This is a genomic window from Roseicella sp. DB1501, assembly GCF_013112485.1.
Taxonomy (GTDB): domain Bacteria; phylum Pseudomonadota; class Alphaproteobacteria; order Acetobacterales; family Acetobacteraceae; genus Paracraurococcus.
Genome location: NZ_JABFHG010000021.1, coordinates 1 through 25,796 on the forward strand (window position 1 = coordinate 1; position 25,796 = coordinate 25,796).

Sequence of the window (25,796 nt, forward strand, 5' to 3'; positions counted from 1 at the left end):
CTCGCAAGCCTGCGGCCCGCTCCCTCGCAGCCCGGCCGCGCCCGGCCGCGGGCACCCCCCTCCCGCTCCCGGTCTCGCCGACGGGCAGGGAAGCAGCGGGGCTGCTTCCCGCTGCCACGAAGGGAGAGCAAGGCATGACAAGGGACCGGGCGAACGAGACGGGGATCGAGCGGGCCGACGTCTACCAGCGGGTCACGGACCGGATCGTGGCGGCGATCGAGGCCGGCGCGAAGGCGGGCGACTGGCGGATGCCCTGGCACGCCGGGGCGGACGGCCGGCCCGCGGCGGCGCCGGTCAACGCGGCGACCGGCAAGCCCTACCGCGGGGTCAACGTGCTGGCGCTCTGGGCCGCGGCGCACGCGGCGGGTCATGCGACAGGCATTTGGGCCACCTACCGCCAGTGGCAGGAGCTCGGGGCGCAGGTGCGCAAGGGCGAGCAGGCCAGCCCCGTGGTGTTCTGGCGCGTGCTGGACGGGCGGGGCGCCGAGGAGGCCGGGGACGAGGGCGAGGACGAAACGGCCGGCCGGGGCCGGCGGCTGCTGGCGCGCGGCTACGCGGTGTTCAACGCGGCGCAGGTCGAAGGCTACGAGCCCCCTGCCCTGCCCGTGCTGCCCGAGGCGGAGCGGATCGCGTGCGCCGACGCCTTCTTCGCGGCGCTGGGTGCCAGGGTCGAGCACGGCGGCGCGCGGGCCTGCTACGTGCCGGGCCAGGACCTGATCCGGCTGCCGCCCTTCGCGGCGTTCCGCGACGCGGTGGCCTACTACGCCACCTCGGCGCACGAGCACGTCCACTGGACCGCAGCGCCCGGCCGGTGCGGGCGCGACCTGTCCGGGCGCTTCGGCTCGGAGGCCTACGCGGCGGAGGAACTGGTGGCGGAGCTCGGGGCGGCCTTCCTCTGCGCCGACCTCGGCCTCGCGGCCAAGCCCCGGCCGGACCACGCGCAGTACGTGGCCTCCTGGCTCATGGTGCTGCGGGGCGACAAGCGCGCGGTCTTCACGGCGGCGGCCAAGGCGCAGGCGGCGACGGACTGGATGCACGCGCGCCAGCCGGGGGCGGGGCAGGGGAGCGACGCGGCGCCGAGCCTCGCCGCGTAGGCGACGGGCAGGGCGGCAGCCGCCCCAGTCCCCGGTGGCGCGGGCCGCTTCGCGGCTCGCAAGCGGCGGCGCTGCGCGCCATCCAAAGGCGCTGGCCTTTCCAGGCCAGAACCTTCATAGTGCAGACACTCGGGGCATGCAGAGGACCAGAGGTGCAGATCTTCTCGCTCATCAGCCAGAAGGGGGGCGCGGGCAAGAGCACCCTGGCCCGCCAGCTCGCCGTGCTGGCCGGCGAGGACGCGCCGAGCCTCCTGATCGACCGCGACCCGCAGGAGACCACCACGAAATGGTGGCAGCGGCGCCAGGCGCTCCAGCCGGCGCCCGAGCGGCCCGACCTGATCGACCTCGACGGCACCGACCTCACCACCGCCGCGGCGACGCTGCGCAAGCGGCCAGGCGGCGGGGCGGTGTTCGTGGACACCCGCCCGGCGGTCGCCGAGCCCGAGGCGGAGGCGGCGCGGGTCGCCGACCTGGTGATCGTGCCCGTCCGCCCGTCGCCCGACGACCTCGAGGCGGTGGGCGAGACGCTGAAGATCCTCCGCCGCCTCGGCCAGCGGGCGGTGCTGGTGGTCAACGCCGCCAAGAACGAGGGTCGGGCCCGCGACGCCCGCGCAGCGCTGTCGCGTTACCCCGTCCCGGTCTGTCCCACCCACATCGCCGACCGCGCGGTCTATCTCGACGCCTCGCTGGAGGGACGCGGGGTGGGCGAGATGCGGGGTGCCGCCGCGCGCGACGCCCACGCCGAGCTCAGGACCGTGTGGGCTTGGCTGCAGGAGGTCGCCCATGAGCAGCACTAGGCGCGGGCGCTCGCTCGCGGAGGTCATGTCGCCCATCGAGGACGAGGCGCCGGCCGAGGCCGCGAAGCCGGTGGCGGGGCAGGGGGGCGAGGCGGCGCCGGCCGGGGAGGAGGCGCGCGGCGCGCCCGCCGTGGTGCCGGTCAACATCCTGGTCGCGCCTGAGGACCGGCGCCGGCTACGCCAGCTCAGCCTCGACACCAACCTCAGCCTGCAGAAGCTCGGGCACGAGGCGTGGAACCTCTTGCTCCAGAAGCGGGGCCTGCCGCCGCTCAAGCCGGTCAGCGCCAACGTGCCGAGCGGGCGGGCGGCGGGGCGGCTCCGGAATGGAGGTTCTTAGCTGCGGTCCTGGGAACCTCAGAAGGTGAAAACCTTTGCGGTGCGCTCGCGGCGCGCGGGACCGCGGCAGGGGAGACCGGCATCTGATACTGAGAAAACCGGACGGGCGCTGCTTCGTCGTACATGGATAGCTCGGCCATCCGTGGGTGGAAGCGGCCATTCACAACTCGACGGATGCAGTATCTGGGGCCGATGCGCAATCGCGGGCCCCTCGGCAGGCGCACGGTGTGGGGAGACGCATGGCGTCGGGCTCAGACGACGAGCGGGAAGGTCATCGTCACCGCGGTCCCCGTGGATGAGCTGTCGATCTCGACCCGTCCGCTGAGCTGCGCGGCCAGGGACCGTACCAGCCGGAGCCCCAGGCTGCCTGGCCGCTGCTCCCCCATGCCCGGGCCGTTGTCGCGGACCACCAGCACCGCCTCGTCGGTCCCGGCGTCCACGCGGAAGGAGATGCTGACGAAGCCGTCCGGCCGGTCGTTGACCGCGTACTTGAGGCAGTTCGTCACCAGCTCGTTCAGCACCAGGCCCAGCGGCACGGCGCGGTCGGGGCGCAACTGGAGGGGCTCGAGGTCGCGCTCGATGCGCAGCTCGTCGCCCATGCTCCGCTCCAGCCCCGAGCAGAGCGCGTCGAGGTAGGTCGCCGCATCGACGACGCTCTGGCCGCTCTCGACGGTCAGCAGGTCGTGCGCGAGGCCGACGGCGGCGACGCGGTCCATGACCTCCCGGTAGTCCGCCCGGAGCTGCTCGCTGGAAGCCTTCCGGCTGCGGCTGGCCAGGATCGAGAGGATCATCTGGAAGTAGTTCCGCACCCGATGGTTCTGCTCGCGCATGTAGGTGTCGGCCTGGGCGAGGCGCCGCCCCAGCTCCTCGGCGTTGCGCTCCAGAGCAGCCTGCCCCTGGCGGTGCCGGATGCCCAGCGCGAGCGTCAGGGCGAGGGAGAGCAGGAAGCGTTGGTCGTCCTCACCGAAGGCGTCCGGGGCGGTGTGATCCACCTCCAACACGCCCCAGACCACCCCGTCGACGGCAATCGGTGCGTTCAGGACTGAAACGACACCGTGGTCCCGCAGCAGAGAGGAGTAGCGGAGGTCCGGGTCCTCGCCGATGTTGCCGCTGAGGACGGACTCCCGCGTCTGGTAGCTCTGGCCGGGCGGCGACATCATGTCGGCGCCCAGCCTGGCATGGCCGACGATGCCAGGCCTCCACCCCTTGCCCGCGACGACCAGCAGGTCCCCCTTGTCGCTTCGGTAGCGCATCACCTTGGTCAGGGGCGCGCCCGTCCCGCGGGCGGCGTGCTGGCAGGCGAGGTCGAGCAGGCGCTGCGTCTCGGTGGCCTCAGCGGCCACTCGCGCGAAGTCGAGCAAGACGGACTGGTGACGACGTACCCGTTCAAGGGTCTGGCCGAGATTGTTCCTCAACGATTGGCTGTTGGGCATTGCAGCGTCATCCGACCGCTACTGGCGGTGCGAGACAAACCGGCGGACGTGCAGTTGGTTGGCTCGCGACGGCCGCGAAGATCCACCCTGGTCGCAAGCGCCAGATTGAGATTTCCCCGAAGGCGAGAAGGATAGAACCTATGAAGGTTCTATCCTTAATTCTTTCCAGAAGCGCTTGGCGCCGTGGGCGGCGGAGCATCGAGCCAGAGCGCCACCGCGCAGGCCCGGCGGCCAGTGGCGTCCGCCCACACCGTGCGGCCCTCGCAGCGGCGCAGCGCCGCCTCGATGTCGTTGTTCTCCATCAGCCCGAGCCAGGCGCGCGCCGAGGCGGAGCCGTCCCGCAGCGCCGCGGCGAGCCCACCGGCCGCGTCGCGGGCGCGCGCGGCCTCTTCGGCGCGGCCCCAGGCGTAGCCGCCGCCCGCAGCGCCGAGCACGAGGAGCGCGACGCCGAGACCGGCGCCGAAGGCGAAGCGGCGGCTCGTGCTGAGCGCGAGGCGCGCCGCCTCCCGCCGGGCGCCGTCCGCCGCCGCGGCGGCGGCCTTGCGGACAAGCTCCGCCTGCGCTGCCGGGTCGAGCGGCCGGCGCACCGCCTCGATCCCGGCCGCGAAGGCGCCGAGCGCGGCCGAGAGCCCGGCGAAGGCATGACGCATCGGGTCGTTCTGCAGCGACGCCTTGGCCACCGCCCGCTCCAGCTCGGCCTGCGCCGCGCGGATCGCCGCGTCCGCGTCCTCGGCCGGGGCAGGGGAGGGGGCGTCGCCCGCCGCCAGCTCCACCGCCTCGCGCGTCGCGGTCACGGGAGCCAGGTGCGGATCGGCGCCAGCTCCGCCTCCATCGCCTCCAGCCACTTGCGTACCCGGCTGCGGTCGAAGGGGCCGAGCGGGGCGACCTGGCGCCCCTCCGGCGACTGTCCGTCGCGGGCGTCGGAGAAGTGCAGGCGCTTCGCCTCCACCTCAGCGGCGACAGAGGGTTCCAGCCGCGGCATCCACAGCGGCACCGCCCCGCGCGCCACCGCGGCGCGGAAGGCGCTGTGGCGCAGCACGCGGGCGAAGGCCTCCTCGCGCGGCAGCGTCGGGTCGGCGAGGCCCTCGTTGAGCAGGATCGCCACCGCCCGCGGCCGGAAGCCGCGCGCCTCGAAGGAGGCGAGCGAGGCGAGGTCGTCCACCCGCGGGCCGAGCGTGTAGACCGCGACCGGCGACACCCCGGCCTCCTCCATGGCGTCGGCGAGGTCGGGCACGTCGGCGAGCAGCCGGCCGAGGCTGGTGTCACCGCCGCCGAGGTCAAGCAGCCCCGACTGCCGGTGCACCATCAGGTGCCGCAGCAGCCGCTCCAGCCACTTCGCCACCGCTGCCGCGTCGTTGGTCGGCGGCTCCTGCACGCCGCCCAGGAAGCCCGTGAGCGAGCGGTTCTGCGGATCGAGCGCGGCGAACACCGCCTCGCGCCCGCCGTCGAGGATCACCTCGGCGAGGTAGCGCAGCAGCGTCGTCTTGCCGCTGCGCCCCGGGCCGATGGCGAACCAGGCCTTGGCCCGGCCCGAGAGGTCCACCGCCGGCGCGGGCGGGGCGGCTCGCGCCTCCGCCGCCGCGGTGGCGGGGGGCAGGCCGACGACCAGCTCCTCCTCGCCGTCGAGCGCGGCACTGGCCGCAAAAGGGGTGATCGCCGCGCCCTTGGGCGCCTTGCGTTGGGTCACGTCGGGTCTCCGTCGGTTGAGCGCCGGCGCGCCCTGCCGAGCAGGGTCGCGGGCTTGAACTCGGGCTCGTCCGCCGCCGGCTCCTCGGGGTCGAGCAGGGGCAGGCCGAACGAAGGGGCGGCCGCGCGCGGCTCCGGCGCGGCGGGCAGGGGAGGGGGCGGGGAAGGGGCGGCCGGACCGGGCAAGGGACGCCCCTTGCGCTTCGCCTCGGCCGCGGCGTCGCGGCGGACGCGCCACCAGACGTGGCGCACGGTCTCGGGGTTCATCGGCCCGCCGTCCGCCGCGGTGAAGCCGCGGCTGGCCAGGGCTGTGGCGACAGCCTCCCAGGTCGGGCTTTCCTCGGCGAGGAAGGTGGCGAAGGTGGTCCGCCGCGCCCGCATCCAGCGGTAGAGCGGCGAGCGGGTGGTCTTGCCGCTGCGCGCCACCTCCCGCCGCAGGGCGGCGAACTCGTCCTCCTCCGGGCTGCCCTCGGGCTTGGCTGGCATCCGCGGAGGCTACCCAGGCCTCCGGCGTGGAACAACCGCGGAAGGCCCGCGGCAGAGCCGTTGAACGATTGTTGAGCAGGCGTGGATGAGGCGTGGAAGCTGGGAAGGAGAGCAGGCTCACTCAGACCAATGCATCCTAGCGGATGCTTGCCCGCGCGTGTCGCGCGTGGTGGGATCGGGAACGCGGGGCACGGGCGGTTCCCTCCCCGGCCGGGAGGGGGAGAACAAACCATGCCCGAGAACGCCGTCACGGTCGAGCTGGCGAAGCTGCGGACCTCGGTCGAGGCCCTCACCCAGGGGCTGCGGCTGATGGTGGAAACCCAGGAGACGCACACCGAGATGCTGCGCGCGATCCTGGACGCCGCCACCGGTGAACCGCCGGAGAGCGAGCTGCCAGAGCTGCTGCGCCAGGTCGTTGGGCGCCTGGACGAGCAGACTGCCCTTCTGCAGCGGATCGAGGCCGCCGGGTCGCGCCGGACCCCGCCGGCCTGACCGGGCGCGCCCGGTCGTGCTGACCTTCCGCAAGGGGGCCGTCGCCGCGCCCTCGGCCGCGCGGGCGATGGCCGAGCACCTGCTGGAGGAGACGCTGTCGCCGGAGCGGCTGGGGGTGGCCGAGTACTACACCCGCGGCCTGGGCGTGCGGCCGCACCACCAACTCGACGCGGCGGACGCGGCCAGGCTGCCTGGGGTCGGCGTGGTGCCGACGCCGCGGCGGGACCTGCACCCCCGGGTGGCCGAGATCCTTGGCCTCGACCCGAACGCGCCGCCCGGCGTCGAGGCGGTGGCGAACATCCTCGGCGGGCTGCGGGCGGATGGGGGCGAGCTCCAGACGAACGCCGCCGCGGGCGCCCGGTCCGTCGCCTACATCGACCTCTGCTTCTCGGCGCCGAAGAGCGTGTCGCTGGCCTGGGCCTTTGCCGAGACCGAGGCCGAGCGCGGCTCCATCCTCCAGGCGCACAAGGACGCGGTGGACGCGGCGTTGCGCTACGTTGCCGGGGAGATCGGCGTGGCGCGCCGCGGCGACGGCGGCCGGGGCGGGTCGGAGCCGGGCCACATCGGCTGGATCGCTTTCGAGCACTACACCAGCCGTCCAACCGTCGAGCTGGCCCGCGCCGACCCGAAGACGGGGGTGGTGGAGACCGAGCTGCACACGGTGAAGGTCGCGGGCGACCCGCAGCTCCACACCCACTGCGCCGTGCCCAATATCGTCGTCACCGATGCCGGCCACGTCGGCGCGCTCGACCTCGCCGCGACGCGCGGGCGCATCCACGAGTTCGGCGCCACCTACCAGGCGCGCTTGGCCGCGAACCTCCGCCGCATCGGCGTGGCGGTGGAGCTCGACCCGCGCACCGGCATGGCACGGCTGCCCGCCGTTCCGGAGCGGGTCTGCCAGGAGTTCAGCAAGCGCACCCGCGATGCCGAGGGCGCCGCCCGCGCCGAGGCGCGACGCCGCGGGGTGGACTGGGACGGGCTCTCGCCCGAGGGCAAGATCGCTTTCCTCAAGGGCGGCGCCGGGGCGAGCCGGCGGGGGAAGGCCGACGACATGGGCGACTTCGCGGCCTGGCACGCCCAGGCCGCGGCGCTCGGCTGGCGGCACCGCAGCGCCGTGGACCCGCGCGGGCCGGCGCCTGCCCCCGCGCGCGCCGAGCGGCTGGCGCGCGCCTATCGGGCGGCGCTGCCCTTCCTGGAGGCGGAGTTCGCCCGACGCTCCGTGCTGGCCGGCGCGGACGCGCGCGCCGCGGCGGCGCGCGGCCTGATCGCCTCCGGGATCGAGGACGCGGCCGACATCGACGCGGTCACGCGCGCCATGCGCGAGCGCGGGGTGCGGCAGGACGGGCGGGCGACGGCGCTGGTCTGGGGGCGCGAGGGCGAGCGCGGCGAGGTGCGGATCACTACCGCGCTGCACGAGGCGCAGGAGGCCGAGCTGGTGCGCCTCGCCCGCACCGCGGCGGCCGACCGCTCGGCTGCGCTGCCGCGGGAGGCCATCGCGGCGGCGGTGGCGCGGAGCGGGCTCGACTTTTCCGGCGCGCACGGGGCGGCGCAGCGGGCGGCGATCGACCGGCTCGGCGACGCCGGCCGGCTCGCCGTCGCGGTGGGCGCCGCCGGCTCGGGCAAGACGACGCTGCTGCGCCCGCTCGTGGAGGTGTGGACCTCAGAAGGTTCGGAGGTTCACGGGGTGGCGCTTGCCTGGCGGCAGGCCGAGCCGCTGGCCGAGGCCGGCATCGCCAGGGAGCGCTGCGCCGCCCTTGCGCCCTTCCTGGACCGCGCCGCTCGGGGCGAGGTCGCGCTTGGCCCGCGGAGCGTCGTCGTGCTGGACGAGCTCGGCCAGGTCGGCGCGCGGCAGATGCTGGAGCTGCTGCGGCTGCGCGAGCGGCACGGCTTCCGGATCGTGGCGCTCGGCGACGACCGGCAGTGCGCGGCGATCGAGGCGGGGCCGGTGGTCTCGCTGCTGCGTCGGGCGCTGGGCGAGGAGGCGATCCCCGAGATCGTCACCACCCGCCGGCAGCGGACCGAGCGGGAGCGCGAGATCGCCGGCCACTTCCGTGCGGGGCGCGCGGCCGAGGCGCTGGCGATGAAGCGCGCCGACGGCACGGCCGAACTGGTGCCGGGCGGCTACGATGCCGCGGTGCGCCGCGCCGCCGCGCTCTGGGCCGAGCGGCGGGCCGCGAACCACGACGACCCCTCCTTCTCCATCACCGTCACCGCGCCGACCAACGCCGACGCTCGCGCCGTCGCCGCGGCGATCCGGGAGGAGCGGCGGGCGATGGGCGAGCTCGGGCCGGACCTCGTGACCCTGCGGGCCGCCGACCAGGCGGGCGCGGCCTACCCCCTGCCGCTCGCCGTCGGCGACCGGGTACGGCTGTTCGGGCGCGCCAACGCCACCTTCGAGGGCGGCACGGTCGGCAACATCGGCAACAACGGCTCGGTGCTGGAGGTGCGCGGGATCGAGGCGGCCGGGTTGCGACTGCGCACGGCGGAGGGCCGCGTCGGCCTGGTGCGCTGGGAGACCCTCGCCGACCGCGACACCGGGCGGGTGCGCCTCGCCCATGGCGATGTGCTGACGGTGGACGCGGCCCAGGGCCTCACCAGCACCGAGCACATCAATGCCCTGCCGGCGGGCTCGGCCGCGCTCGGCGGCGCCAAGGGCTACGTCGCCGAGAGCCGGCACCGCGAACGGTCCTGGCTCGTCGGCAGCGACGGCGCCGAGCGGCGGGAGGCGGCGGAGCGGCGCATGCTCGGCGACCCGCGCCCGGTCACGGCCGAGGACGCCTGGGAGAACCTCGCGCGCAACCTCGCCCGCCGGCCGGAGAAGGAGAGCGCGCTGGATTTCCTCGACCGCGCCCGCGAGGTCGGGCGCGGGGCGGCGCGGGCGATGCAGGGCGCTTTCCGCGGCACGGAGGCGCGGGCGGCCGAGGGCCGGCCCGCCACGGCGCTCGCCGGCCGGCTGGGTCAACGGCGCGAGGCGCAGGCGGTGGCCGAGGCGGCTGCGCGGCTCCGCCGGGCGCTGGAGGCGCGCTGGGAGGCGCTGCGGACTCTCGCCGGCCGGCTCGCGCGGGCAGGGGAGGGGGCCGGGGTGTCCGCCCGGCCAGAGGGCCAGCCCTCCCCTAGGGAAGCCGCGGGGACGGCCGAGGCGATGCGCGACCGGGCTGCGGCGGCGCGGCGGTCCGCCGCAACGGCGAGGGACGCCGGCCCAGACCACGGCCCGAGGCCCGGTGTGCTCCGCACCGCCGCGACGCGCCGCCAGGAGGCGCGGGCGGTCGCGGCGGTCGCCGACCGGCTCTGGATCGCGCTGGCGGAGCGCGGGGCGGCGCTGGCAGGCATGGGGCAGGGGAGGGGCAGGGTGGCACGGGATGGGCATCGGGAAGCCTCGGCCGGGGCGCCGCGCGAGGACGAGCGGCGCGGGGACGCCCCGCCGCGGGCCTTCGCCGCCGGCGAGGTGGAGGCGGCCTTCGCGCAGGCGCTGCGGCGGGCCGGGCTGCGCCCGCCGGAGTCGGTGGTGATGGACGGCGCGCTGCGGCGCGTGCCGGTGGAGGGCGACCGCAAGGGCCAGCGCTCCGGCACCTATGTCGGGCACCTCGACGGCTGGCCCGCGGGCTACATCCGCAACCACCGCACGGGCGAGGAGGTGCGCTGGAAGGCCGAGGCGCCGCGCGCGCTGCGGCCGGAGGAGCGCGCGGCCCTCGCTCAGGCGACGGCCGCCCGGGCGACCCGGCGCGTGGCACTGCGCTCGGAGGAGCAGCGCCGGGCGGCGCGCCTCGCCCACCGGCTCTGGGCGGCGGCGCGGCCAGCCGAGATGCATCCCTACCTCGCCGCCAAGGGCGTCTCCGCGCACGGACTGCTGCGGGTGGACGAGAAGGGCAACCTGCTGGTGCCAGTGCAGGGGGTGGACGGAAGCCTCTGGGGCCTGCAGCGCATCGGCGCGGATGGGTCGAAGCTGTTCCTCAAGGGCGCCCGCACCGAGGGCGGGCACCTGCTGATCGGCAGGCTGGAAGCCGGCACGCCGCTGCTGGTAGCCGAGGGTTATGCCACCGGCGCCACCCTGCACGCCGCGACGGGCCTGCCAGTCGCGGTCGCCTTCAACGCGCACAACCTCGAAGCCGTGGCACGGGCCTACCGCGCGGCCTACCCGGCCCGGCCCATCGTGGTCGCGGGCGACGACGACCGGCACCTGCCGCTCCGCACGCCGCCGCTGCCGAACGTCGGACGCGAGCGGGCCGAGGCCGCCGCAGCGGCCGTGGGCGGCGTCGCCGCGCTGCCGTCCTTCGCGCCGGGCGAGCGCGGGACAGACTGGAACGACCTTGCGCGGCGGCAGGGTCTGGAAGCGGTGGTCGCGGCCATTGATGCCGTCCTACCCAAATACGAGCGAGGGGTGATGCTCGACCGCCAGCAGGAGCAAGGAATGCTGCAAAGGAACACACCTAGAACCGAACAAGAGCAGCAAGGACGACGGCAGAGCCGCGGGATGCGGATGTAGAGGCTGGGCCGATCAGGCGTGGCGCCGCACCCTCTCGCCGGGGAGACGTTGTCGCGGCCCCCTCCGAGGCTGCCCACCTTCATCCGAGGACGATTCTGGCCAGCCGCTCCACTTCCAGCATGTCCAGACCCGCGCCCTCGACCTCGCCCGTCTCGATCAGCACGCGATCGGCACCTGCTGCGTCCTCGATCGGCCGAACACCCTCTGCCAAGTACGCAGCCCGCTTTGCCGCCCAGCGGCGCGCATAGGCCGGATCGGACAAGAGCCCGAGATGCTCCCAATAATAGATGATGCCGCTCGCGTCGTCTTCGATAGTGAAGTCGGGCCAGCGCGTCCGTCCGCCGAGCACCAGCGGCTGCTCGTAGACGTACTTCACCCCCATGGCGATCAGCTTCTCGGCAATGGCCAGCTCAGCCTTGGAGCGCACCAGCTCGTTGCGGCTGGTGCGATGTAGGAGGTGCTGGTCGAGGAACTTTGGTCCGGCCGCCGTCACCACCTCGGTTGGTAGCGGCTCCTGGAACAGGTCGGTCATCCGGCGCGCGATCTCGGAGGCCGCGGGATCCGCGTAGCGCCGCAGCGCGCCGACATCGTCCTCATGCAGGATGACCAGCTGGTCCCGCTGCCGCGTCAGCGCCGTGTAGAGCAGTTCGCGGGTGAGCGGTCGGCAGTGCTTGGGCAGGACCAGAAAGGTCTGTCCGAACTGGCTGCCCTGCGTTTTGTGCACCGTCAGCGCGTAGGCTAGCTCTAGCTCCGGCGAACCGTCGTCGCCGCTGAACTCCCAGTAAGGATAAGTGAACTGCACGCCGGGCTGGCTGTTGAACTCGACCTCGAGGTGGCGTGGCCGCTTCGTCATCTTTCCCCGTTTGAAGCCACCGACGACGATGCCAATGTCTCCGTTGGCCACGTACGCGTTCTTCTGAGCGGGATAGGTGCGCCGGCGGCCGTTGTTGCGGACATTGATGACCTTGTCGCCCCACAGCAGTCCCTGCGGACCCGCCGGCTTGGGGATCTTCGCCCAGCGGGTCTGCTCTGCCCACGCCCTTGCCTTCACCCGGAAACGGCGCTGCACGGCGAGGTTCAGCGCATCGACGCCGGCCAGCCCAGCGCGGATCGGCGAGAGGATCTGCCAATTATGCGAGCACGACGCGGCACCGCCCTCCCCACCGACTTCGCGCGCTGCCCAGAAGTAGATATTGCCCTCGTATGAGCTCCCCCCAAGGCTCTGCTCGAAGCCCGCTTCGTCGTCAGGCCCGGACAGCTGGAGCCCGGAGACGAGCTCGGCGACAAGCGTTTGCTCCACAGTGCTCGGTCCGGCCCAGCGCACCGCGCGCACGTGATCGAGCGTGCCTTCGGCCAATGCGTCCCACACTTCGTCAGCGCCGGGGTCCAGCGGTTCTCCGCTGAACTGCCGAGCTAGCAAAACATCGCCTCGCCCGCTGCCACGCTGGCGTCCGATCACCGTCAGCTCGGCGTAGCCGTCGGCTAAGCGTGGGAAGAGCGGCGGCTGCTCGGGCGGAGCAAGTTGGCGGCATATATCGACGAACGGCTTGCCTGCGCCGATCGGAGGCAGCTGGCGCGGGTCGCCGACGAGCACGAGGCGGTCAACGCCCTCGATGCCATCGAGGAGCGCGGCAAGCTGGTCCTCCGTCAGCATTGAGCACTCGTCGACGATGACTGTGCGGTACCCCTTCTCGCGCGGAGCTGCCGGATTCCAGTAGTAGCGCCCGCTTGCCCCGTCATAGCGGTCCAGACCTTGGAGAAACTGCGCGAGCGTCTTGCCCTGACCTAGGCGTCTCGTCGCCTCCTCAAGCCTGACTCGGGCCTTGCCCGTCGGCGCGAGCAGCAGCACCCCTCGATCACGCACCTGAGGAAGATCGCACAGGATCTTCAACAAGGTCGTCTTGCCCGAGCCGGCCGGGCCGATCAGCACTGAGAAGCGCGACCGCGCGAGCAGCTCGAGCGCGGCGGCCTTCTCCTGCCGGGCGCGCTCTTCCTCCTTCCGGTCATCCGCATTCGCCGGCAGCTGGCCGAGCTCCGCATCAACGAGCTTGCGCCAGGCGTGTGCCAGCTCATGCCGCCTGGCAGCGACCCGCTTGCGGACCGCCGAGCCGATCATGTCCCGGCTCGCGACGTAGCGCTTCAGCTTGTACGCCGGCTCGCCGGATCCGGTCCGAGCCTCGGCGAGGCCTTCCTTGATCCAATCTGCATTGGTGGCGAGCACGTCCTCATCGACGGCACATTTCGGCTCCAGCGGGGCGGCGTGGGCGCGCCTTACCACCCAGCTACGTGGCAGCAACGTGTGCCCTGCCTCGCTGACTGCTTGCTCCAGGAGGTCCATCACGAGCGCGCGCACGCGCCGCCTGTCGATGGCATCGGCCATCCGCGCCGGCGGCTCCAGCGGCGCCGCTTCGCGCACGGCATTGCCAGGGAACACGCCGCGGTCGATCGCGGTGAAGCTGATCCGGTCAACTGCCGCTTCGTCGCGTTCGAACATGATGTATGGATTGGCGATAATGTCGGCGTCCGTCGCCGCTGGCACGAAGGTTCGAATGCTCGGTTGGTAGGCACGGAGCGCTTGGGCCGGATGCAGATTACAACGCCCCACTAATTCCAGGAGCCGACGGCGGTCGGTCGGCAGCCCCTTCCACTTCTCGCGGAAGCTCGCTCCAAAGCCTAGTTGCTCGCCTTGCGGAAAGCGCCGGGGGTCGGCCACGAAGGCGTCGATGAAGGCAAAGGCGTCGAACACCTTACCCTCTTCGGCGCCGGCGCGGACGATCTCGTGCGCGAGGAGGCCGCCAAGGTCAAGCCCGAAGGCGGAAAGCGCGCTCCCCAGCCCAGGGTAGATGCCGCGCGCAGTCCACAACCGCGCGATCTCTGCGTCAATCCACTTGAGTGCTGGGCCGACCTCGACCTCGGCGCGTTCGGCCGAGGCCCGCAGTGCAGCCGCGCACGCCAGGAGCGACGCGATCGCAGCGTCATCATCCAGATGCTCGGAAGCATAGGAGTAGGCGCTGAATTGGTCGTCCGGTGCGAACGCTACGCAACTCGCAAGGTCGAGCGTCGGGTCGGCCTGCGCACCAGCCAGAAGATTGTGGTACGGCATCAGAAAGCCATCCGATGCGCCGCCGGGCCGCAGCGAGTGGCGAACGCAGCGCTCCCACAGCACGCCCTCAAGCGGGCCGGGAGCGGTGTAATTGTACTCGGTGGCACCCCCGACACCCGTGACTCGCGCCACTCCGATGATCACGCGGCGGTTGTCTTCGGCCAGCGGCGTGCGCTTCGCGTAGAACACGCAGAGCGATCCTTGCGGCTCGAGCGCGCCGAAGAAGGTGTCGAGCATCACGAGCTGGTTGTGTTTGTCCTGAATCCAGCTGGTCTCGAAGGGGAGCTCGGGCTCCCGCGCGGGGTCGTAGCCGAGCCGCAGCGCATCGGCCTTGCCGACAATGCCGCCGCGCTCGTCGCCCTCGACTTGGCGCCGCAGCATCCAGCCAAACGGGACGCAGGCTGCCGAGTATGCCTCCAGCCGGAGAACAGTCTCGCCGAAATGGCCGTGTGTCTCGGGGCTCCGGATCTTGTAGGGGTGCTGCTTCCGCAAAATGATATCGTGCTCAGAAAGGAAGCTTACCCGCTCCTCGACGCACGGTGGGAGCTCGGACTGCTCCAACTCGAGAAAAGGGCGGCCCGCCAGGGCGTCTTGGTCGGACCGCTTGCCTTTCGCGATGCGCGACAGCACCAGGCAAGAGGTGTTCGCCGAGGGAGCTGCGCAGACCCGGCCCGTCCAGCCGGTGTCGTGCCAGGGCACCCGAATCGTCACATGCTGCCGCGAAAGTCGCCGGGCTCCTGCAATCATCATACGCCTTGCCGTATTGTTCCACCGATAATAGCGCCGGGCGCAGGGCAGCGAGAAAGGCCAACGCTCCGCCGGCTACGACCGAATGGTATGTCGAGGAGGCGTCGGGGGTAAGTTGCCGCCCCGTGAGTCGGTCAAAGGAGATCGACCAGAGGTCTCCCGGCCCGCATCTCCTCGCCCCTCCGCCCCCTCAGCTTCGTGCCGCTCGGCGGCGCGCCGCCCTAGGCGCGCTGCTTCTCCGGCTGCGGCCACGCCCGTCCAGTAGGCCGTTGCCCGCCGCCCCTGCTCCTGGCGCCGCGCGTCCCGGCGTCCCGCCTCGTCGTTTGCCATCACTTTCTCCCCTGCCGTTCTATTCCGCCGCCGCCCGCGGCTCCGGCCGGAACCGGTTGGCGCCGACCAGCGCCGCCATCTCCGGCCGCCGGAAGTAGATCGCCCGACCGCAGCGCAGCGGCTTGGCGCCGCGCGCCAGCACGAAGGCCTCGTCGGCGCGCGTGTCCTGCAGCAGCTCGTCGGGCTTGATCAGCGCGCGCTTCAGTTCGTGCCGGTTGGTACTGCGGCCCTTTGACAGCGAGCCGACCTCGAAGGCCTTGCCCTGGCTACCGCGGTTGTCACCCTCGCTCTCGGCCATCACCGCGTGCTCGCCGCAGGCGGCGGAAAGCGACCGCGCGGTGTCGGTGTTCTGCACAGCGGCGTAGAGGCGCCAAGCCACACCATCAAACCAGGCGTTGCGGCCGTGCGACCCCCACTGCTCGGCGACCTGGCCCTCGGACTGATAAAGCAGCTGCAGCGTGATGCCGTATTTGCGCCCGGCGTCGCGCGCCGTTTCCAGGATGCGCATGCGGCCGAGCTGCGCCACCTCGTCGAGCAGGAACAGCACCCGCCCCTCCACCGCGCCGTCCGCCTCGTAGAGCCCGTTCAGCAGCGCGCCCACCAGCACGCGCGCGACCGCGGGCGTCTCCTTTAGCGCCTTCAGCGGCACCTGGACGAAGACGGTGAGCTTGCCCGCCGCGAGGTCGGCGGTGCGGCAGGCCGGCGCCCCCTCCGCGCCGCCCGAGACCAGGTCGGCGTAGGCGCCCACCGAAAGCCAGAAGGTGCCCTCGTTGGCGTTGGCGTAGATGCCGGAGAAGGTCTCGTCCACGATGCGCATGAGCGAGCCGGCGAGGTCGCGCGCCATCGGGCTGCGCGAACTGGCGTGGATGCCGGCGAGCACTGCGCGCATCCGGTCCTCGGGCGTCGCCACACCGGCGCGCAGAGTGCGCAGGGTTTTCTCCGCCGCGGGCAGGTCCGGGTCCCACAGCATGTGCGCGAGCAGGCAGGCGACGAGCTGCTTACCCCACTTGCGGAAGAAGCGGTCCTCGTCGCCCCCGCCCGCCTCGGCCTCGCCGAAGATCCAGCCGACAACCGCCTGGACGTTGGTCTCGGCCAGCGGGTCGCCGATGTCGATCCAGTCGAGCACGTTGATCCCGCCGCCCTCCGGGTCGCCTGGGTCGAGGGTGACGACGTGGTGCTCCATGTCCTCCCGCGCCGCCCGGAGCATCGGCCCGAGCTCGCGCGAGGGGTCGAGCACGACGGCCGAGCCGGTCCAGTGCAGCAGGGTCGCGACCGCCGTGGTGGTCTTGAACCCGCCCGAGCCGGCGAAGACCAGGCTGTGCGTCGGGCCGGTGCGGCAGGGGTCGATCAGCAGTGGCGCCTGGCCACCGATGCCCCAGGTGCGCCGGTCGGCGGGATCGAAGGCCACCTTCGCCACCCGGTCCTCGTCCACCCGGTAGGCCTCGCCCACCACGACCCCGCCATAGGCCGGGTGCGGACCGGGGAAGAGCTTCCGCGCCGCCGCCATGGTCATCCAGTCGGCGTGCCCGTGGTTGTCCGACACGCCGCGCACGACCCCACCGGGGCGGATGCGGGTCCGCCGCAGTCCCGCCAGGCGCCACGCGGCGAGGGCGAGAACTCCGGTCGGCACGGCAGCGCCGATCCTCAGCCAGCGGGAGACGATGGCGTTGGGCGGCGCCCAGAGGGCATAGCTCCACCACTGCCAGAGCCAGCTATGGCCCTCGAAAGGAAAGAACCTCAGAAGGCCGGAGCCCCAGAGGAACACGGCGGAGGCCGCGAGCGTCCAGGCGACGCCGATGACGGCCGCGGCGCCGCCGAGCAGCAGGAGCATCCGGGGCGAGGGAAGGCGAGGGGCGCGGGCCAGCAGCGGCATCAGGCCACCCGCAGCAGGTCGGCCGCGGTCTCGCCGCGGCGGGCCGCGTCGTCGGCGAACCACACCTCGCGGATGGCGTAGCCGCCGGCCTCGCTGCGCAGCGGCACGATCGCGTCCACCGCGGTCGCCAGCATGTCCATCAGCGTCGCGTCGCCGTAGGCGGCGCCCTGTGGCGTGCCCTTGACCAGGTTGAACAGCCGCCGCATCGCCTGCGGCGCGTCGGCACCATGGATGGTGGTGAGGCTGCCGGGGTGCCCGGTCATCACCTCGTTGAGGTAGACCCAGGCCGCCTCGTCGCGCAGCTCCTGCAACAGCACCCGGTCGGGCCGCATCCGCAGCGTCGCCTGGAGCAGCGCGTCGGCGGTGACGCCGCCCTCGGACAGCCCGCCCTTGCTGTAGAGCAGGCGGACGCAGTTGGGCTGCGGCACCACGAGCTCCAGCGCGTCCTCGATGGTGAGGATGCGCTCGGCCATCGGGATCTCGGCGGTCAGCGTCTTGGACAGAAAAGTTTTCCCACTGCCGGTGGCCCCGCAGAACAGGATGTTGCGCCGGGCCAGCACGAGGCCGCGCAGGAAGCCCTCGACGTCGCCTGCGTCGAAGCGGGCCAGCAGCTCGGCGCTGTCCGCCTGCCGCGCCTCGCGCCGCTGCTCCCAGCGGTTCCAGCGCGAGGTGTCGTAACGGCCGGCGACGCCGGCGAGCGGCGCCACGGCATCCGAGGGCCGGCGGAAGGTGAGGCTGACCGTGCCGGGCGGCACGGCGGGGGGCAGCACCGCCTGGAGCCGGTGCCCGGCCGGCAGGTCGGTGGAGAGCAGCGGGCGCTCGGCGCCGACGCGCTGCCCGCGCAGCGCCCCGGCGAGGATCGCCACCGCTTCCAGCGCCTCGAAGTCGAGCGCGGGCGCCGCGTGCCGCGCGAAGCGCCCGCCCTGGCGGAGGAAGAACTCGCCGGGGCGGTTGATGCAGAGCTCCTCCGTGCGCGGGTCCGCCAGCGCCGGGGCGACCGGCGCCAGCGCGAAGTTGAGTTGGGCGGCGGCCTCCCCGTTCACCGCGGTACAAGCCTGTAGACATCGGAGAAGTCGAGGTGCCGTGCCACGAACACCGTCATCGGCTCGGCCTGGTTCCGGCGCAGGGTGGAGGGGATGTTGATGTCGGCCGAGAGTGCCGTGTTCGCCGCCTGCTGGCCGGCGCCTTGAAATTGGTAGAAGCTGACGCCGCCGCGCTCGCGGGCGAGGGCGTTGCTCGCCACCAGCGCCGCCGCCTGCAGGCCGCTGTCGATGAAGGCGAGCAGCATCGCGCCGCGGAACCGCTCGAAGAAGTGCGTGTCCACCTCGCCGTCGAGGCCGGCGGTGCCGAGCACGTCGGCGCCGGGGCTGTCGAGGGCGATCTCCACCCCGTTCGGGGTCAGCGCCTCGGTCATCACCACGAAGAGCCGGCGCGAGCCGCGCGCCAGCGCCGAGCGAACCTCGCCGACGATGCGCGTGCCGCGCTCCATCAGCACCACCGTTCCCGTCGCGCCGCGCACGTCCACCGGCACGACGCAGGAGAAGAACCCGGCTACCGAGCTGTCGATCGGCATCTCGGGCAGGCAGGGGATGCGCGTGCCCATCGGCACCGTCAGCTCTGGGTTGCGCAGCACCGAGGCGCGGGCGGGCTGCAGGCGCGAGGGCCGGAGCCGCGACGACAGCGCGTCTTCGGGCGCGGCGCGCGGCCCGCCGCCCTCCGGCCCGGCCGCGCGCACCGCCTGCGGCGCCATGCCCTGCTGGGGCGGCGCGGCCCGGTCCTCGTAGGCCATGATCGGCGACGGGCTCGGCCGGACGAGCGGCGCGCCGCCGCTGGTGGGCATGGGCATGCCGGGGTTCACCACCGGCATCGCGACCCGCGCCACCGGCTCCGCCGGTGGCTCCGGGACCGTCAGCGGGCGGTAGGGCACGCTGCGCCCGCCGTCCGTGATTGCCTGCGGCTCCTGCCGCGAGGGTGCGTGCCGGTCGGAAGGCCAGAGCGCCACCGCGCCGCAGGCGGCGAGCACCACGGCGCCGATCGCCACCTTCTCGCGGGCGGTGAGCAGCCGCCGCCCGCCCGAGACGGCGGAGACGGCCGGGTCGGCCCCGGCGCCTTCCCCCCGTGCCGTGGCCTCGCTCATGGCCGGACCTCCCGCACCACGTCGGCGCGCGTCGTGCCGGTGCCGGGGTTGCGCCCCGTCGGGTCGTAGGCGCGGTTGAAGATGCAGAGCACCTCCTTCCCGTCGCGCAGGCGCAGCGCGGCGAGCACGCCGTGCACCGTCACCAGCCCGTCGGCCGAGGCGGAGTAGTTCACCGCCGCTTCGCGCCCGTCCGGCAGCACCGCGAAGATCGCCGGGATGCGCCGGTTGCCGGGGAAGCGGAGGAAGGTGCTCTGCCCGTCGTCCCAGGTCTCCGACGGCGCGAGGCCGCGGTCGCCCTGGCCGTCGTAGCGCCAGTTCGCCGCCGCGGGCGCAGCCGCCGTGGCGAGGCGGTCGCGCGCGGCACGGGCCTCGCGCTGCGCCCGCGCCTCCGCCGCCCGCGCCGCGGCGGCCTGGCGCCGGGCCTGGGCCGCCGCCGCGGCGGCCGCGCGCTCCTCGGCGGGGTAGGCGAAGCGGACGAGGTAGTAGGTGTCCGGCGTGCCCTCGGTGAGCGGCCCGGCACGGGTGGAGAGCTCGAAGGTGTAGGCGCGCATCACCTCCCGCCCCGTGGTCGGGTCGGTGCTGCGGCCGATGATGAAGAGCGGCTGCGGGTCGAGCTCGCGCAGTGGCTTGAGCATGACGAAATTGCCCCGCACGGCGGTCAGCAGATTGCGGTCCGCCGCTGGCCCGTTGCGCGGCGCGGCGCCCCCACCGGCGAGCGCCAGGGGGCCGGCCGGGGCCTCCTCGCGCGGCGGATCGAGGAGCGACTGGTCCGACACCGCGAGGCCCGCCACGGTCTCGCCCGCCGCGAGCTGGATGGTCAGCGTGCTGCCGGGCACGGCGTAGAGCTTGACCACTTGGTTCGGGTCGTAGGCGACGGTGCGGATGCGGCTGTCCCGCGCGCTCCCGCTCGGGGTCTCCATGGCGCGCGCCGGGACGCCCGCCAGGAACGGCAGGACGAGGACGAGGGCAGCGAGGCGGCGGGTCACAGTGGGCCTCCCGTCGGCCCGGCCGGCACGCCCTCCCGCTCCGGCGGGCGATATTCCGTCACCAGCACGCCGAGCGGGTTGAAGGTGGTGCCGTCGCCCGCGGCGATGGGCTGGCCCGTGCGGAAGCGCAGCGTCGCCACCCAGGTCGTGACGACGGGCGGGCGGCCCTGGGCGCGCTCCGTCCGGCGGAAGCGGAGCTGGTAGATCTGGTCCGGTTCGGCCGTGTTGTTCGGCAGCAGCGCGCCGGAGAGCTGCTCGACGGTGACGACGGCGCGCGTGCCCCAGACCGCCTGCGGCCCCGGCGGCACCGCCAGGTTGAACCACTCCTGGAAGGCCTCGCGCACGCGCGGCGCCGACATGCGGCTGACCACGTCGTAGGCGTACTGTGCCTCGCCGGAGGACCAGCCCTCGCGCAGCCGGACATACTGGAACAGGGTCGAGCGCACGGCGCGCTCCTGCACCGCCGGTGGTAGCGCGTCCCCGTGGGCGACAACGGCCATGGAACCGTCCGGCTGCGGCACGGCGATCACCGGCACAACCCGCACCAGCGGGAAGAGGTAGACCGCCGCGAGCGCCTGCAGGCCCACGACGCCGAGCAGGCCCGCGATGGCGACATTCTTGGCCATGCCGCCGCGCCGGGCCCGGCGCGCCTCGCGCCGCTGCCGCTCCTGCGTCTCGCGGTAGAGCCGCTCCAGCTCGCCGCGGGGGATGACGACACTCGCCGCCATCTCCGCCTCGGACGGGCCGCCGCTGGTCGCCGTCGGCCCGATCGCGGCACCGGCCTTCGGGATCGCGTTCACCGGGCGGCCCCCGCGGACAGGGGCGGGAGGTCGGCCACCGCGGCGACGTGCCCGGGGTTGAGCGGGAAGACCTCGCCCCGGCAGGAGGGTGGGTCGTTGGAGCAGGCGGCGAGCGCCGCGGCAGCGGCGAGGGCGAGCAGGACGGGCTTCATGCGGGGCGTCACGGGGTTGCGCGTTGGACAGGGGCGGGGAGGAGCGCGCATGTCAGCGCCAGACCATGCGGTAGGCGCCGGCGGCGAGGGCCTTGCCGCCGCGGCCGGCGCCCCCGGCCGCGGCGTTGGCGTAGTGGGCCGCGCCCGCGGTGACCGGGGCGACCGAGGTCGCGAGGCCGCCGCCGATGGAGTAGGCGACGGTGGTCAGGCCGGCCATCAGCAGCAGGCCGCACCAGTACCAGCCGGCGACTTGGAGGAAGGAGGCGATCTTCTCGTCCAGCCCGGCGCCCATGTTGTTCTGGACGCTGCGGAGATACGTGGTGAAACCCGTGATGAGCAGCTGCAGGAGCACGGCGGCCGAGACCTGCACGAGCGTCAGCGACACCAGCTTGCCGACCCAGCGCTGCACGAAGGGACGGGTCGCGTCGAACAGCCACAGGCCGATCAGGAACGGTCCGAGGGCGATCACCAGGCCCATCACCACCCGGCAGACGATCCAGATCAGGAAGATGACCACAAGCGGGATGAAGGTGGCCGCCATGAGCAGGCGGATGGCGACCCGCTCGCCCACCTGCGTCCACCCCGTCGCCTCCGCCAGCACGCCGGCCGCGGCCCGCATCGTCGCGTTCCAGATCGCATCGAACTGCGCTGCGGCAGCGCCGGTGCTGGTTGAGGAACCCGTCAGCGCGGAGCCGACCGAGGTCGGGATGGTATCCAGGAAGAGGTCGCGTACCAGGGTGTTGAAGGTGCCGGCCGAGGTGAGCAGCGCCGCCACCGCGACGATGCGGATGATTCGACCCGCAAGCACATTCCTGTCGAGCCGCCCGGTGAGGACCAGATACCCAGTGATCAGCACGTAGAGCGTAGCGCCGGCGCGCACCTGCGGTCGCGCCCATGCCAAACCACTGCTGATGACGTTGTTTACCCCCTGCATCAGGTTGGCGTCGAACTGCTGCGCGATCGTCTGGAAGAAATCAGCGGCCACTCGCGCCTCCCCCGCCGTACCGCTCCAACTGGCCGCAATACGGTAGGAACATCGCGGAGCCTGGACCGCGTTCTGTGCAGGCGCGCTTCAGGGCCTGATAGCCGAGAGGATTGGTGCGGGGATTGTAGTCCGGTTCCGGTAATCCGTCGGGTCCGGTCGCGGGTGGGCGCGTAGTGGGCTGCAGCGAGCGCTGTCCGAGGCGCGAGGCCGCAGCTGCCTCCGCGTTCTGGCAATCGTAGGTCGCCATCAGCCGCGCGTCGCGGTGGCAGCGCCGCAGCGTCTCGTCGAGGACCTGCGGCCGCGCCTGGTACCAGGGCACATCGTGCACCTCGCCCCGCTGCGCCAGGGCCGGGCCGCCAACCGCTCCGGCGAGCAACAAACCGAAGGCGGTTGCCACGCTGCACATCAGTTATCCCCCAGTGCGGGCAGACTGTCGCGCCACTGCTCGGCGCTCTGCCGCTGCCTTTCCTCGGCGCGCTGTGCGTCCACCTGGTCCTGCGCGCGCTGGAGGACCTGGAGCTGCAGGAGTTGCTGCTGCTGGGCCGCGAGAAAGGTCTGCTCGGAGGCAATGCGGCCGTTGAGCGCGTTCACCGCCTGGAGGTCGGGCTGCCGGTCGATCTCCGCCTCGAGCTGTTGCAGCCCCGCGATGCGCCCCTCCGTCGCCTGCATCTGCTGGAGAGCGATCGCCTGGACGTTGGCGGTCGCCTGCGCCCGGCGCTGCATCTCCTGCGCGGCCCAGTCCGTTCCCTGCGGCGCGTAGACGCGGTTCTGCCCCATGAGCGTCGAGGCGAGGCCGCCGATCGAGGCGTTGCCGCCCATCAAACCCTGCACCTGGCCGGCGCCAGGCAGGGTGTTGGTGAGCCCGCCGAGCTGCCCGGCGAGGCCGGTCACCGAGTTGGTGTGGGCGATCGCCTCGTAAGTCGAGCGGAGCTGCTGGTACTGCGCCTCCAGCTGGCGCACGGTCTGGAGCGCGTAGGCCACCTGCTGCACGAGCTGCATGTTCGCGCCGGCGTCCGTCACGGGAATCTGCGCCCGCGCCGGGGCGGCTCCGAGTAGGGCGGCGAGGGCCAGGGCGGCGGAACCGAGGAGAGGGGCGCGCGGCATGGGCTGGGTCTCCTTCAAGCGGCCGCCTCGCGCAGGCGGCGGCGGAACTCGGGGATGAGGACGCTGGGGTCGTCCGTGCCGCGCTCGGCGCGGATCGCCCGCAGCAGACGCACGGTGGCGGCGCGGCCGGACAGCACCGCCACGTGCTCGGCCATCGCCTCGGGCAGCTCGACCCGGCAGACCACCGAACCGCCATCGCGCTTGATGAGCACCGAGCGCGGGCCGGCCAGCATGTCCTCGGACACGGCGCGAAACTCGCCCGGCGTGCAGTTGAGGCCGCCGTCGTAGGCGCCCCCGCCGCAGTAGGCGGCGCGGTCGGCGTCGGCGTTGCGGAACAGCAGCTTGGTCCGGCAGTTGGAGACCAGCGTGGCGCCGACGGGATGGCGCAGCACGTGCTCGGGTTGCTGCGTCGCCATCACCAGCGCGCCGTTGCCCTTGCGCAGCGTCAGCGCGAAATCCTCGAAGGCGCGGGCGAAACGCTCGTCGGGCAGGTAGGCCCAGAACTCGTCGGCGGCCAGAACGAAGCGCCGCCCGTCGATTACCGAACGGATGCGGTGCAGCAGGTAGGCCGCCGCCGGTCCGCGCACCGCCTCGTCGGCGAGCAGCGCCGAGGTGTCCACCCCGACCAGGCCGGCATCGGGGTCGAACAGGTCCGCCTCGCCGTCGAAAGCCCAGCCGAGGTCGCCGCCCCGGCCCCAGCGCTCCAGCCGCTTGCCGGCGCTGCCCGCGCCCTCGCCCACCAGCCAGGCGCAGAGCCCGGCGAGGGAGCGGAGCCGCGGCGGCATGCGCAGCTGGAAGGCGATCCCCTTGGCCAGCCGCTTCAGCTCCACCGCGTCCGGCGGCGGGCCGCCATCGCCGCGGATCAGGCCGACCGCGAAGCGCAGCAGCCAGGTCCGCGCGTCGGGCGTGTCGGCGAGCGCGCGAAGCGGCGCCATGCCGCTGTCCTCGCCGGAGCGCAGCGTCAGGTAGCGCCCGCCGAGGGCGCGGACGAGGATCTCGTTGGCGTTGTCCTTGTCGAACAGCACCACCGTGCCGCCCGCCTCTGCCATCGCCCGCTCCAGCCCGGCGACGAGCAGGCCGAGGAACACCGTCTTGCCCGAGCCGGTCGGCCCGAAGATCGCGGTGTGGCCGACGTCGTCCACGTGCAGCGAGAAGTCGTAGGGCGTGCCGGCCGGGGTCAGCAGCCGCAGCAGCGGCGTGCCCCAGACCCCACCCGTGGCGTCGCCGCGCGGGTAGCCGTCGAGCGAGGAGAAGCCGACGAAGTTGCGCGACGAGATGTCGCCCGGCCGGGTGCGCCAGCGCGCGTTGCCCGGGAGCTGCGCCCAGTAGGCCGCCTCGGTGCCGCGGTCCTCCAGCGCCACGTTGGCGCCGGCGTTGGTCAGCGCCGCCCGCACCTCGCCGGCGCGGCGGTCGAGCTCGTCCAGGGAGTCGCAGTGCAGCGCCACCGAGACGTGGTGCGAGCCCATGGTGGCGAGGTTGGAGGCGACGTCGTCCATGGCGACGTGCAGCGCCTCGATCTGCGAGAGCGCGCGGTCGCCCGCGTTCTGCATCTGGATCTGCTGGCGCGATAGGCGCCCGGTCGCCCCGGCGCGGCTGTGGAAGCGGAAGGAATTGGTCAGCACCAGCCGGCACTCCGCCGCGAGCAGCTCGTTCAGCATCCCCGGGCGCGTCCGGTCGGGATACTCCTTGAAGCCCAGCAGGCAGCCGAAGGAGGGCTGGCCCGGCGCGCGCACCTCGAAGCCGCGCCGGCCGCAGATGACGCGGTCGGTGTAGATCGCGCCGCCGAGGGAGCCGTCGGTCAGCGGCACCGGGAGGAAGCGCGCGGTGAGGAACAGCCGCAGCGCCTCGGCGATCTCGGAGAACACCACGCCGCCGCGCTCGCGCAGGCCGAGCCGCACCGGGCGGTAGGCGGCATAGGCCTTGGCGAGGATCAGCATCGTGTCCTCGAGCGCGCGCAGCAGGTCCTCGCCGGCCTCGGCCGCCTCCGGCTGCCGCCCCAGGCGGGCGCGGAGCAGCTTCCAGCTGCTCGCGGCCGGCGCGCGGGGGTGGACGACGAGGGTGACGAACCACTCGTTGGCGCGCTCCCGTCCGGCGAGGACGTGGCGGCGGTACTCGGCCTCCAGTTCGGCGGCGAAGGCGCTGCGGTGCGGCGCCGGCGGGAAGGGGGGCACGCCGTCGTGGCGCACCATGGTCTCCACCACGGTCAGCCGGTCGTCGGCGATGTTGCGCAGCACCGCGTTGCGGAAGCGGTGCCGCCCATTGCGCGCGGCGTGGTCCTCCAGCTCGAAGGGCGCGCCGTCGAGTTTGAAGATACCGAGCACCGAGCCGTCGGTCTTGAGCACGGCGGTGTCGGTGACGTGCCCGACATAGGGCGCATAGTCGTCGGCCGCGCGCTCGGACCAGCCGGGGTCGGAGAGGAAGGCCCTAGCCACGCGCCATCCCGCGGCGGCCGCGCCGCGCCTCCCGCACCGGCAGCGGCGCGACCGAGGCGCCGCCCCAGTCCGCCGCGTCGAAGGCGCGCGCCGAGGTGTCGAGCCAGAGGAAGGCGATCCGCACCGCGTTGTAGTCGCGCGCCACCAGGAAGCGGCTCGCCACCCAGAGCGGGGCGACGATCGCCACCGCCCAGGCGACGCCCTTGAGCCCGTGCACGGCGACCTGGATCTCGGCGCCGCCGAGCCCGAGGGTGAGGGCCAGCGGCAGCGGCAGGCCCCAGAGCAGGGCCGGCCGCGTCGCGGCGACGTGCAGCGGGTCCTCCGCCAGGGGCTCCACGGC

At 73.5% G+C, this 25,796-nt stretch carries 21 protein-coding genes; 5 read left to right on the forward strand and 16 right to left on the reverse strand.

Features of this window, described 5'->3' with window-relative positions; all coding sequences use genetic code 11:
- Positions 1-134 precede the first annotated feature (134 nt).
- The 3 genes from HJG45_RS26330 (at position 135) to HJG45_RS26340 (ending at position 2,228) form a co-directional block, all read left to right on the forward strand.
- Positions 135-1,094 (forward strand): ArdC family protein, encoded by a 960-nt coding sequence (locus tag HJG45_RS26330; protein ID WP_171616708.1) that lies wholly within the window; start codon positions 135-137, stop codon positions 1,092-1,094.
- A 152-nt stretch (positions 1,095-1,246) separates the two neighbouring features.
- Entirely contained in the window at positions 1,247-1,891 is a 645-nt protein-coding gene (locus HJG45_RS26335) for an AAA family ATPase (RefSeq protein WP_171616710.1), read from the forward strand.
- A complete protein-coding gene (locus HJG45_RS26340) occupies positions 1,878-2,228 on the forward strand; it encodes a ribbon-helix-helix domain-containing protein (protein ID WP_171616712.1) in 351 nt (116 codons plus the stop codon). The genes HJG45_RS26335 and HJG45_RS26340 overlap by 14 nt, the downstream gene beginning before the upstream one ends.
- Before the next feature lie 250 nt (positions 2,229-2,478).
- Here the strand turns inward: HJG45_RS26340 and HJG45_RS26345 are convergent, their stop codons facing one another.
- The 4 genes from HJG45_RS26345 to HJG45_RS26360 form a co-directional block, all read right to left on the reverse strand.
- Positions 2,479-3,570, reverse strand: a complete 1,092-nt coding sequence (locus tag HJG45_RS26345) for a histidine kinase dimerization/phosphoacceptor domain -containing protein (protein WP_171616713.1) — start codon at positions 3,568-3,570, stop codon at positions 2,479-2,481.
- A 245-nt stretch (positions 3,571-3,815) separates the two neighbouring features.
- On the reverse strand, positions 3,816-4,454 hold the full coding sequence (locus HJG45_RS26350; protein ID WP_171616715.1) for a hypothetical protein: 639 nt from the start codon (positions 4,452-4,454) through the stop codon (positions 3,816-3,818).
- Positions 4,451-5,347 carry a hypothetical protein gene (locus HJG45_RS26355; protein ID WP_171616717.1) on the reverse strand — a complete coding sequence of 299 codons (897 nt, stop codon included), beginning with the start codon at positions 5,345-5,347 and terminating at the stop codon, positions 4,451-4,453. The genes HJG45_RS26350 and HJG45_RS26355 overlap by 4 nt, the downstream gene beginning before the upstream one ends.
- Positions 5,344-5,832, reverse strand: coding sequence for a hypothetical protein (locus tag HJG45_RS26360; RefSeq protein WP_171616719.1), 489 nt, complete (start codon positions 5,830-5,832; stop codon positions 5,344-5,346). Before HJG45_RS26360 ends, HJG45_RS26355 begins: the two co-directional genes overlap by 4 nt.
- A gap of 231 nt (positions 5,833-6,063) precedes the next feature.
- On the opposite strand from HJG45_RS26360, the gene HJG45_RS26365 reads away from it, so the two are divergent.
- Together HJG45_RS26365 and mobF are read left to right on the forward strand one after the other, a co-directional pair.
- Positions 6,064-6,324 carry a hypothetical protein gene (locus HJG45_RS26365; RefSeq protein ID WP_171616721.1) on the forward strand — a complete coding sequence of 87 codons (261 nt, stop codon included), beginning with the start codon at positions 6,064-6,066 and terminating at the stop codon, positions 6,322-6,324.
- 16 nt (positions 6,325-6,340) lie between these two features.
- The gene (gene mobF / locus HJG45_RS26370; protein WP_171616723.1) at positions 6,341-10,807 is read left to right on the forward strand and encodes a MobF family relaxase; all 4,467 of its coding nucleotides are present in this window, start codon (positions 6,341-6,343) and stop codon (positions 10,805-10,807) included.
- Positions 10,808-10,886: 79 nt separating this feature from the next.
- Here the strand turns inward: mobF and HJG45_RS29565 are convergent, their stop codons facing one another.
- The 12 genes from HJG45_RS29565 to HJG45_RS26430 form a co-directional block, all read right to left on the reverse strand.
- On the reverse strand, positions 10,887-14,609 hold the full coding sequence (locus tag HJG45_RS29565; protein WP_217363045.1) for an ATP-dependent RecD-like DNA helicase: 3,723 nt from the start codon (positions 14,607-14,609) through the stop codon (positions 10,887-10,889).
- Positions 14,610-15,006: 397 nt separating this feature from the next.
- A complete protein-coding gene (locus tag HJG45_RS26380) occupies positions 15,007-16,860 on the reverse strand; it encodes a type IV secretory system conjugative DNA transfer family protein (protein WP_254452806.1) in 1,854 nt (617 codons plus the stop codon).
- Positions 16,860-17,903 (reverse strand): P-type DNA transfer ATPase VirB11, encoded by a 1,044-nt coding sequence (virB11, locus tag HJG45_RS26385; RefSeq protein WP_171616725.1) that lies wholly within the window; start codon positions 17,901-17,903, stop codon positions 16,860-16,862. The genes HJG45_RS26380 and virB11 overlap by 1 nt, the downstream gene beginning before the upstream one ends.
- Positions 17,900-18,997 (reverse strand): TrbI/VirB10 family protein, encoded by a 1,098-nt coding sequence (locus tag HJG45_RS26390; RefSeq protein WP_171616727.1) that lies wholly within the window; start codon positions 18,995-18,997, stop codon positions 17,900-17,902. The genes virB11 and HJG45_RS26390 overlap by 4 nt, the downstream gene beginning before the upstream one ends.
- Positions 18,994-19,983 (reverse strand): TrbG/VirB9 family P-type conjugative transfer protein, encoded by a 990-nt coding sequence (locus HJG45_RS26395; protein WP_171616729.1) that lies wholly within the window; start codon positions 19,981-19,983, stop codon positions 18,994-18,996. The genes HJG45_RS26390 and HJG45_RS26395 overlap by 4 nt, the downstream gene beginning before the upstream one ends.
- Positions 19,980-20,783 (reverse strand): VirB8/TrbF family protein, encoded by an 804-nt coding sequence (locus tag HJG45_RS26400; RefSeq protein WP_171616731.1) that lies wholly within the window; start codon positions 20,781-20,783, stop codon positions 19,980-19,982. Before HJG45_RS26400 ends, HJG45_RS26395 begins: the two co-directional genes overlap by 4 nt.
- On the reverse strand, positions 20,780-20,935 hold the full coding sequence (locus HJG45_RS26405) for a hypothetical protein (protein WP_171616733.1): 156 nt from the start codon (positions 20,933-20,935) through the stop codon (positions 20,780-20,782). The genes HJG45_RS26400 and HJG45_RS26405 overlap by 4 nt, the downstream gene beginning before the upstream one ends.
- Before the next feature lie 52 nt (positions 20,936-20,987).
- On the reverse strand, positions 20,988-21,920 hold the full coding sequence (locus tag HJG45_RS26410; protein WP_171616735.1) for a type IV secretion system protein: 933 nt from the start codon (positions 21,918-21,920) through the stop codon (positions 20,988-20,990).
- Positions 21,910-22,317, reverse strand: a complete 408-nt coding sequence (locus HJG45_RS26415; protein WP_171616737.1) for a hypothetical protein — start codon at positions 22,315-22,317, stop codon at positions 21,910-21,912. Before HJG45_RS26415 ends, HJG45_RS26410 begins: the two co-directional genes overlap by 11 nt.
- A gap of 8 nt (positions 22,318-22,325) precedes the next feature.
- Positions 22,326-23,024 carry a type IV secretion system protein gene (locus HJG45_RS26420; RefSeq protein WP_171616739.1) on the reverse strand — a complete coding sequence of 233 codons (699 nt, stop codon included), beginning with the start codon at positions 23,022-23,024 and terminating at the stop codon, positions 22,326-22,328.
- Positions 23,025-23,038: 14 nt separating this feature from the next.
- Positions 23,039-25,456 carry a helicase HerA domain-containing protein gene (locus HJG45_RS26425; protein WP_171616750.1) on the reverse strand — a complete coding sequence of 806 codons (2,418 nt, stop codon included), beginning with the start codon at positions 25,454-25,456 and terminating at the stop codon, positions 23,039-23,041.
- Entirely contained in the window at positions 25,449-25,793 is a 345-nt protein-coding gene (locus tag HJG45_RS26430) for a type IV secretion system protein VirB3 (protein ID WP_171616752.1), read from the reverse strand. Before HJG45_RS26430 ends, HJG45_RS26425 begins: the two co-directional genes overlap by 8 nt.
- Positions 25,794-25,796: the final 3 nt, after the last annotated feature.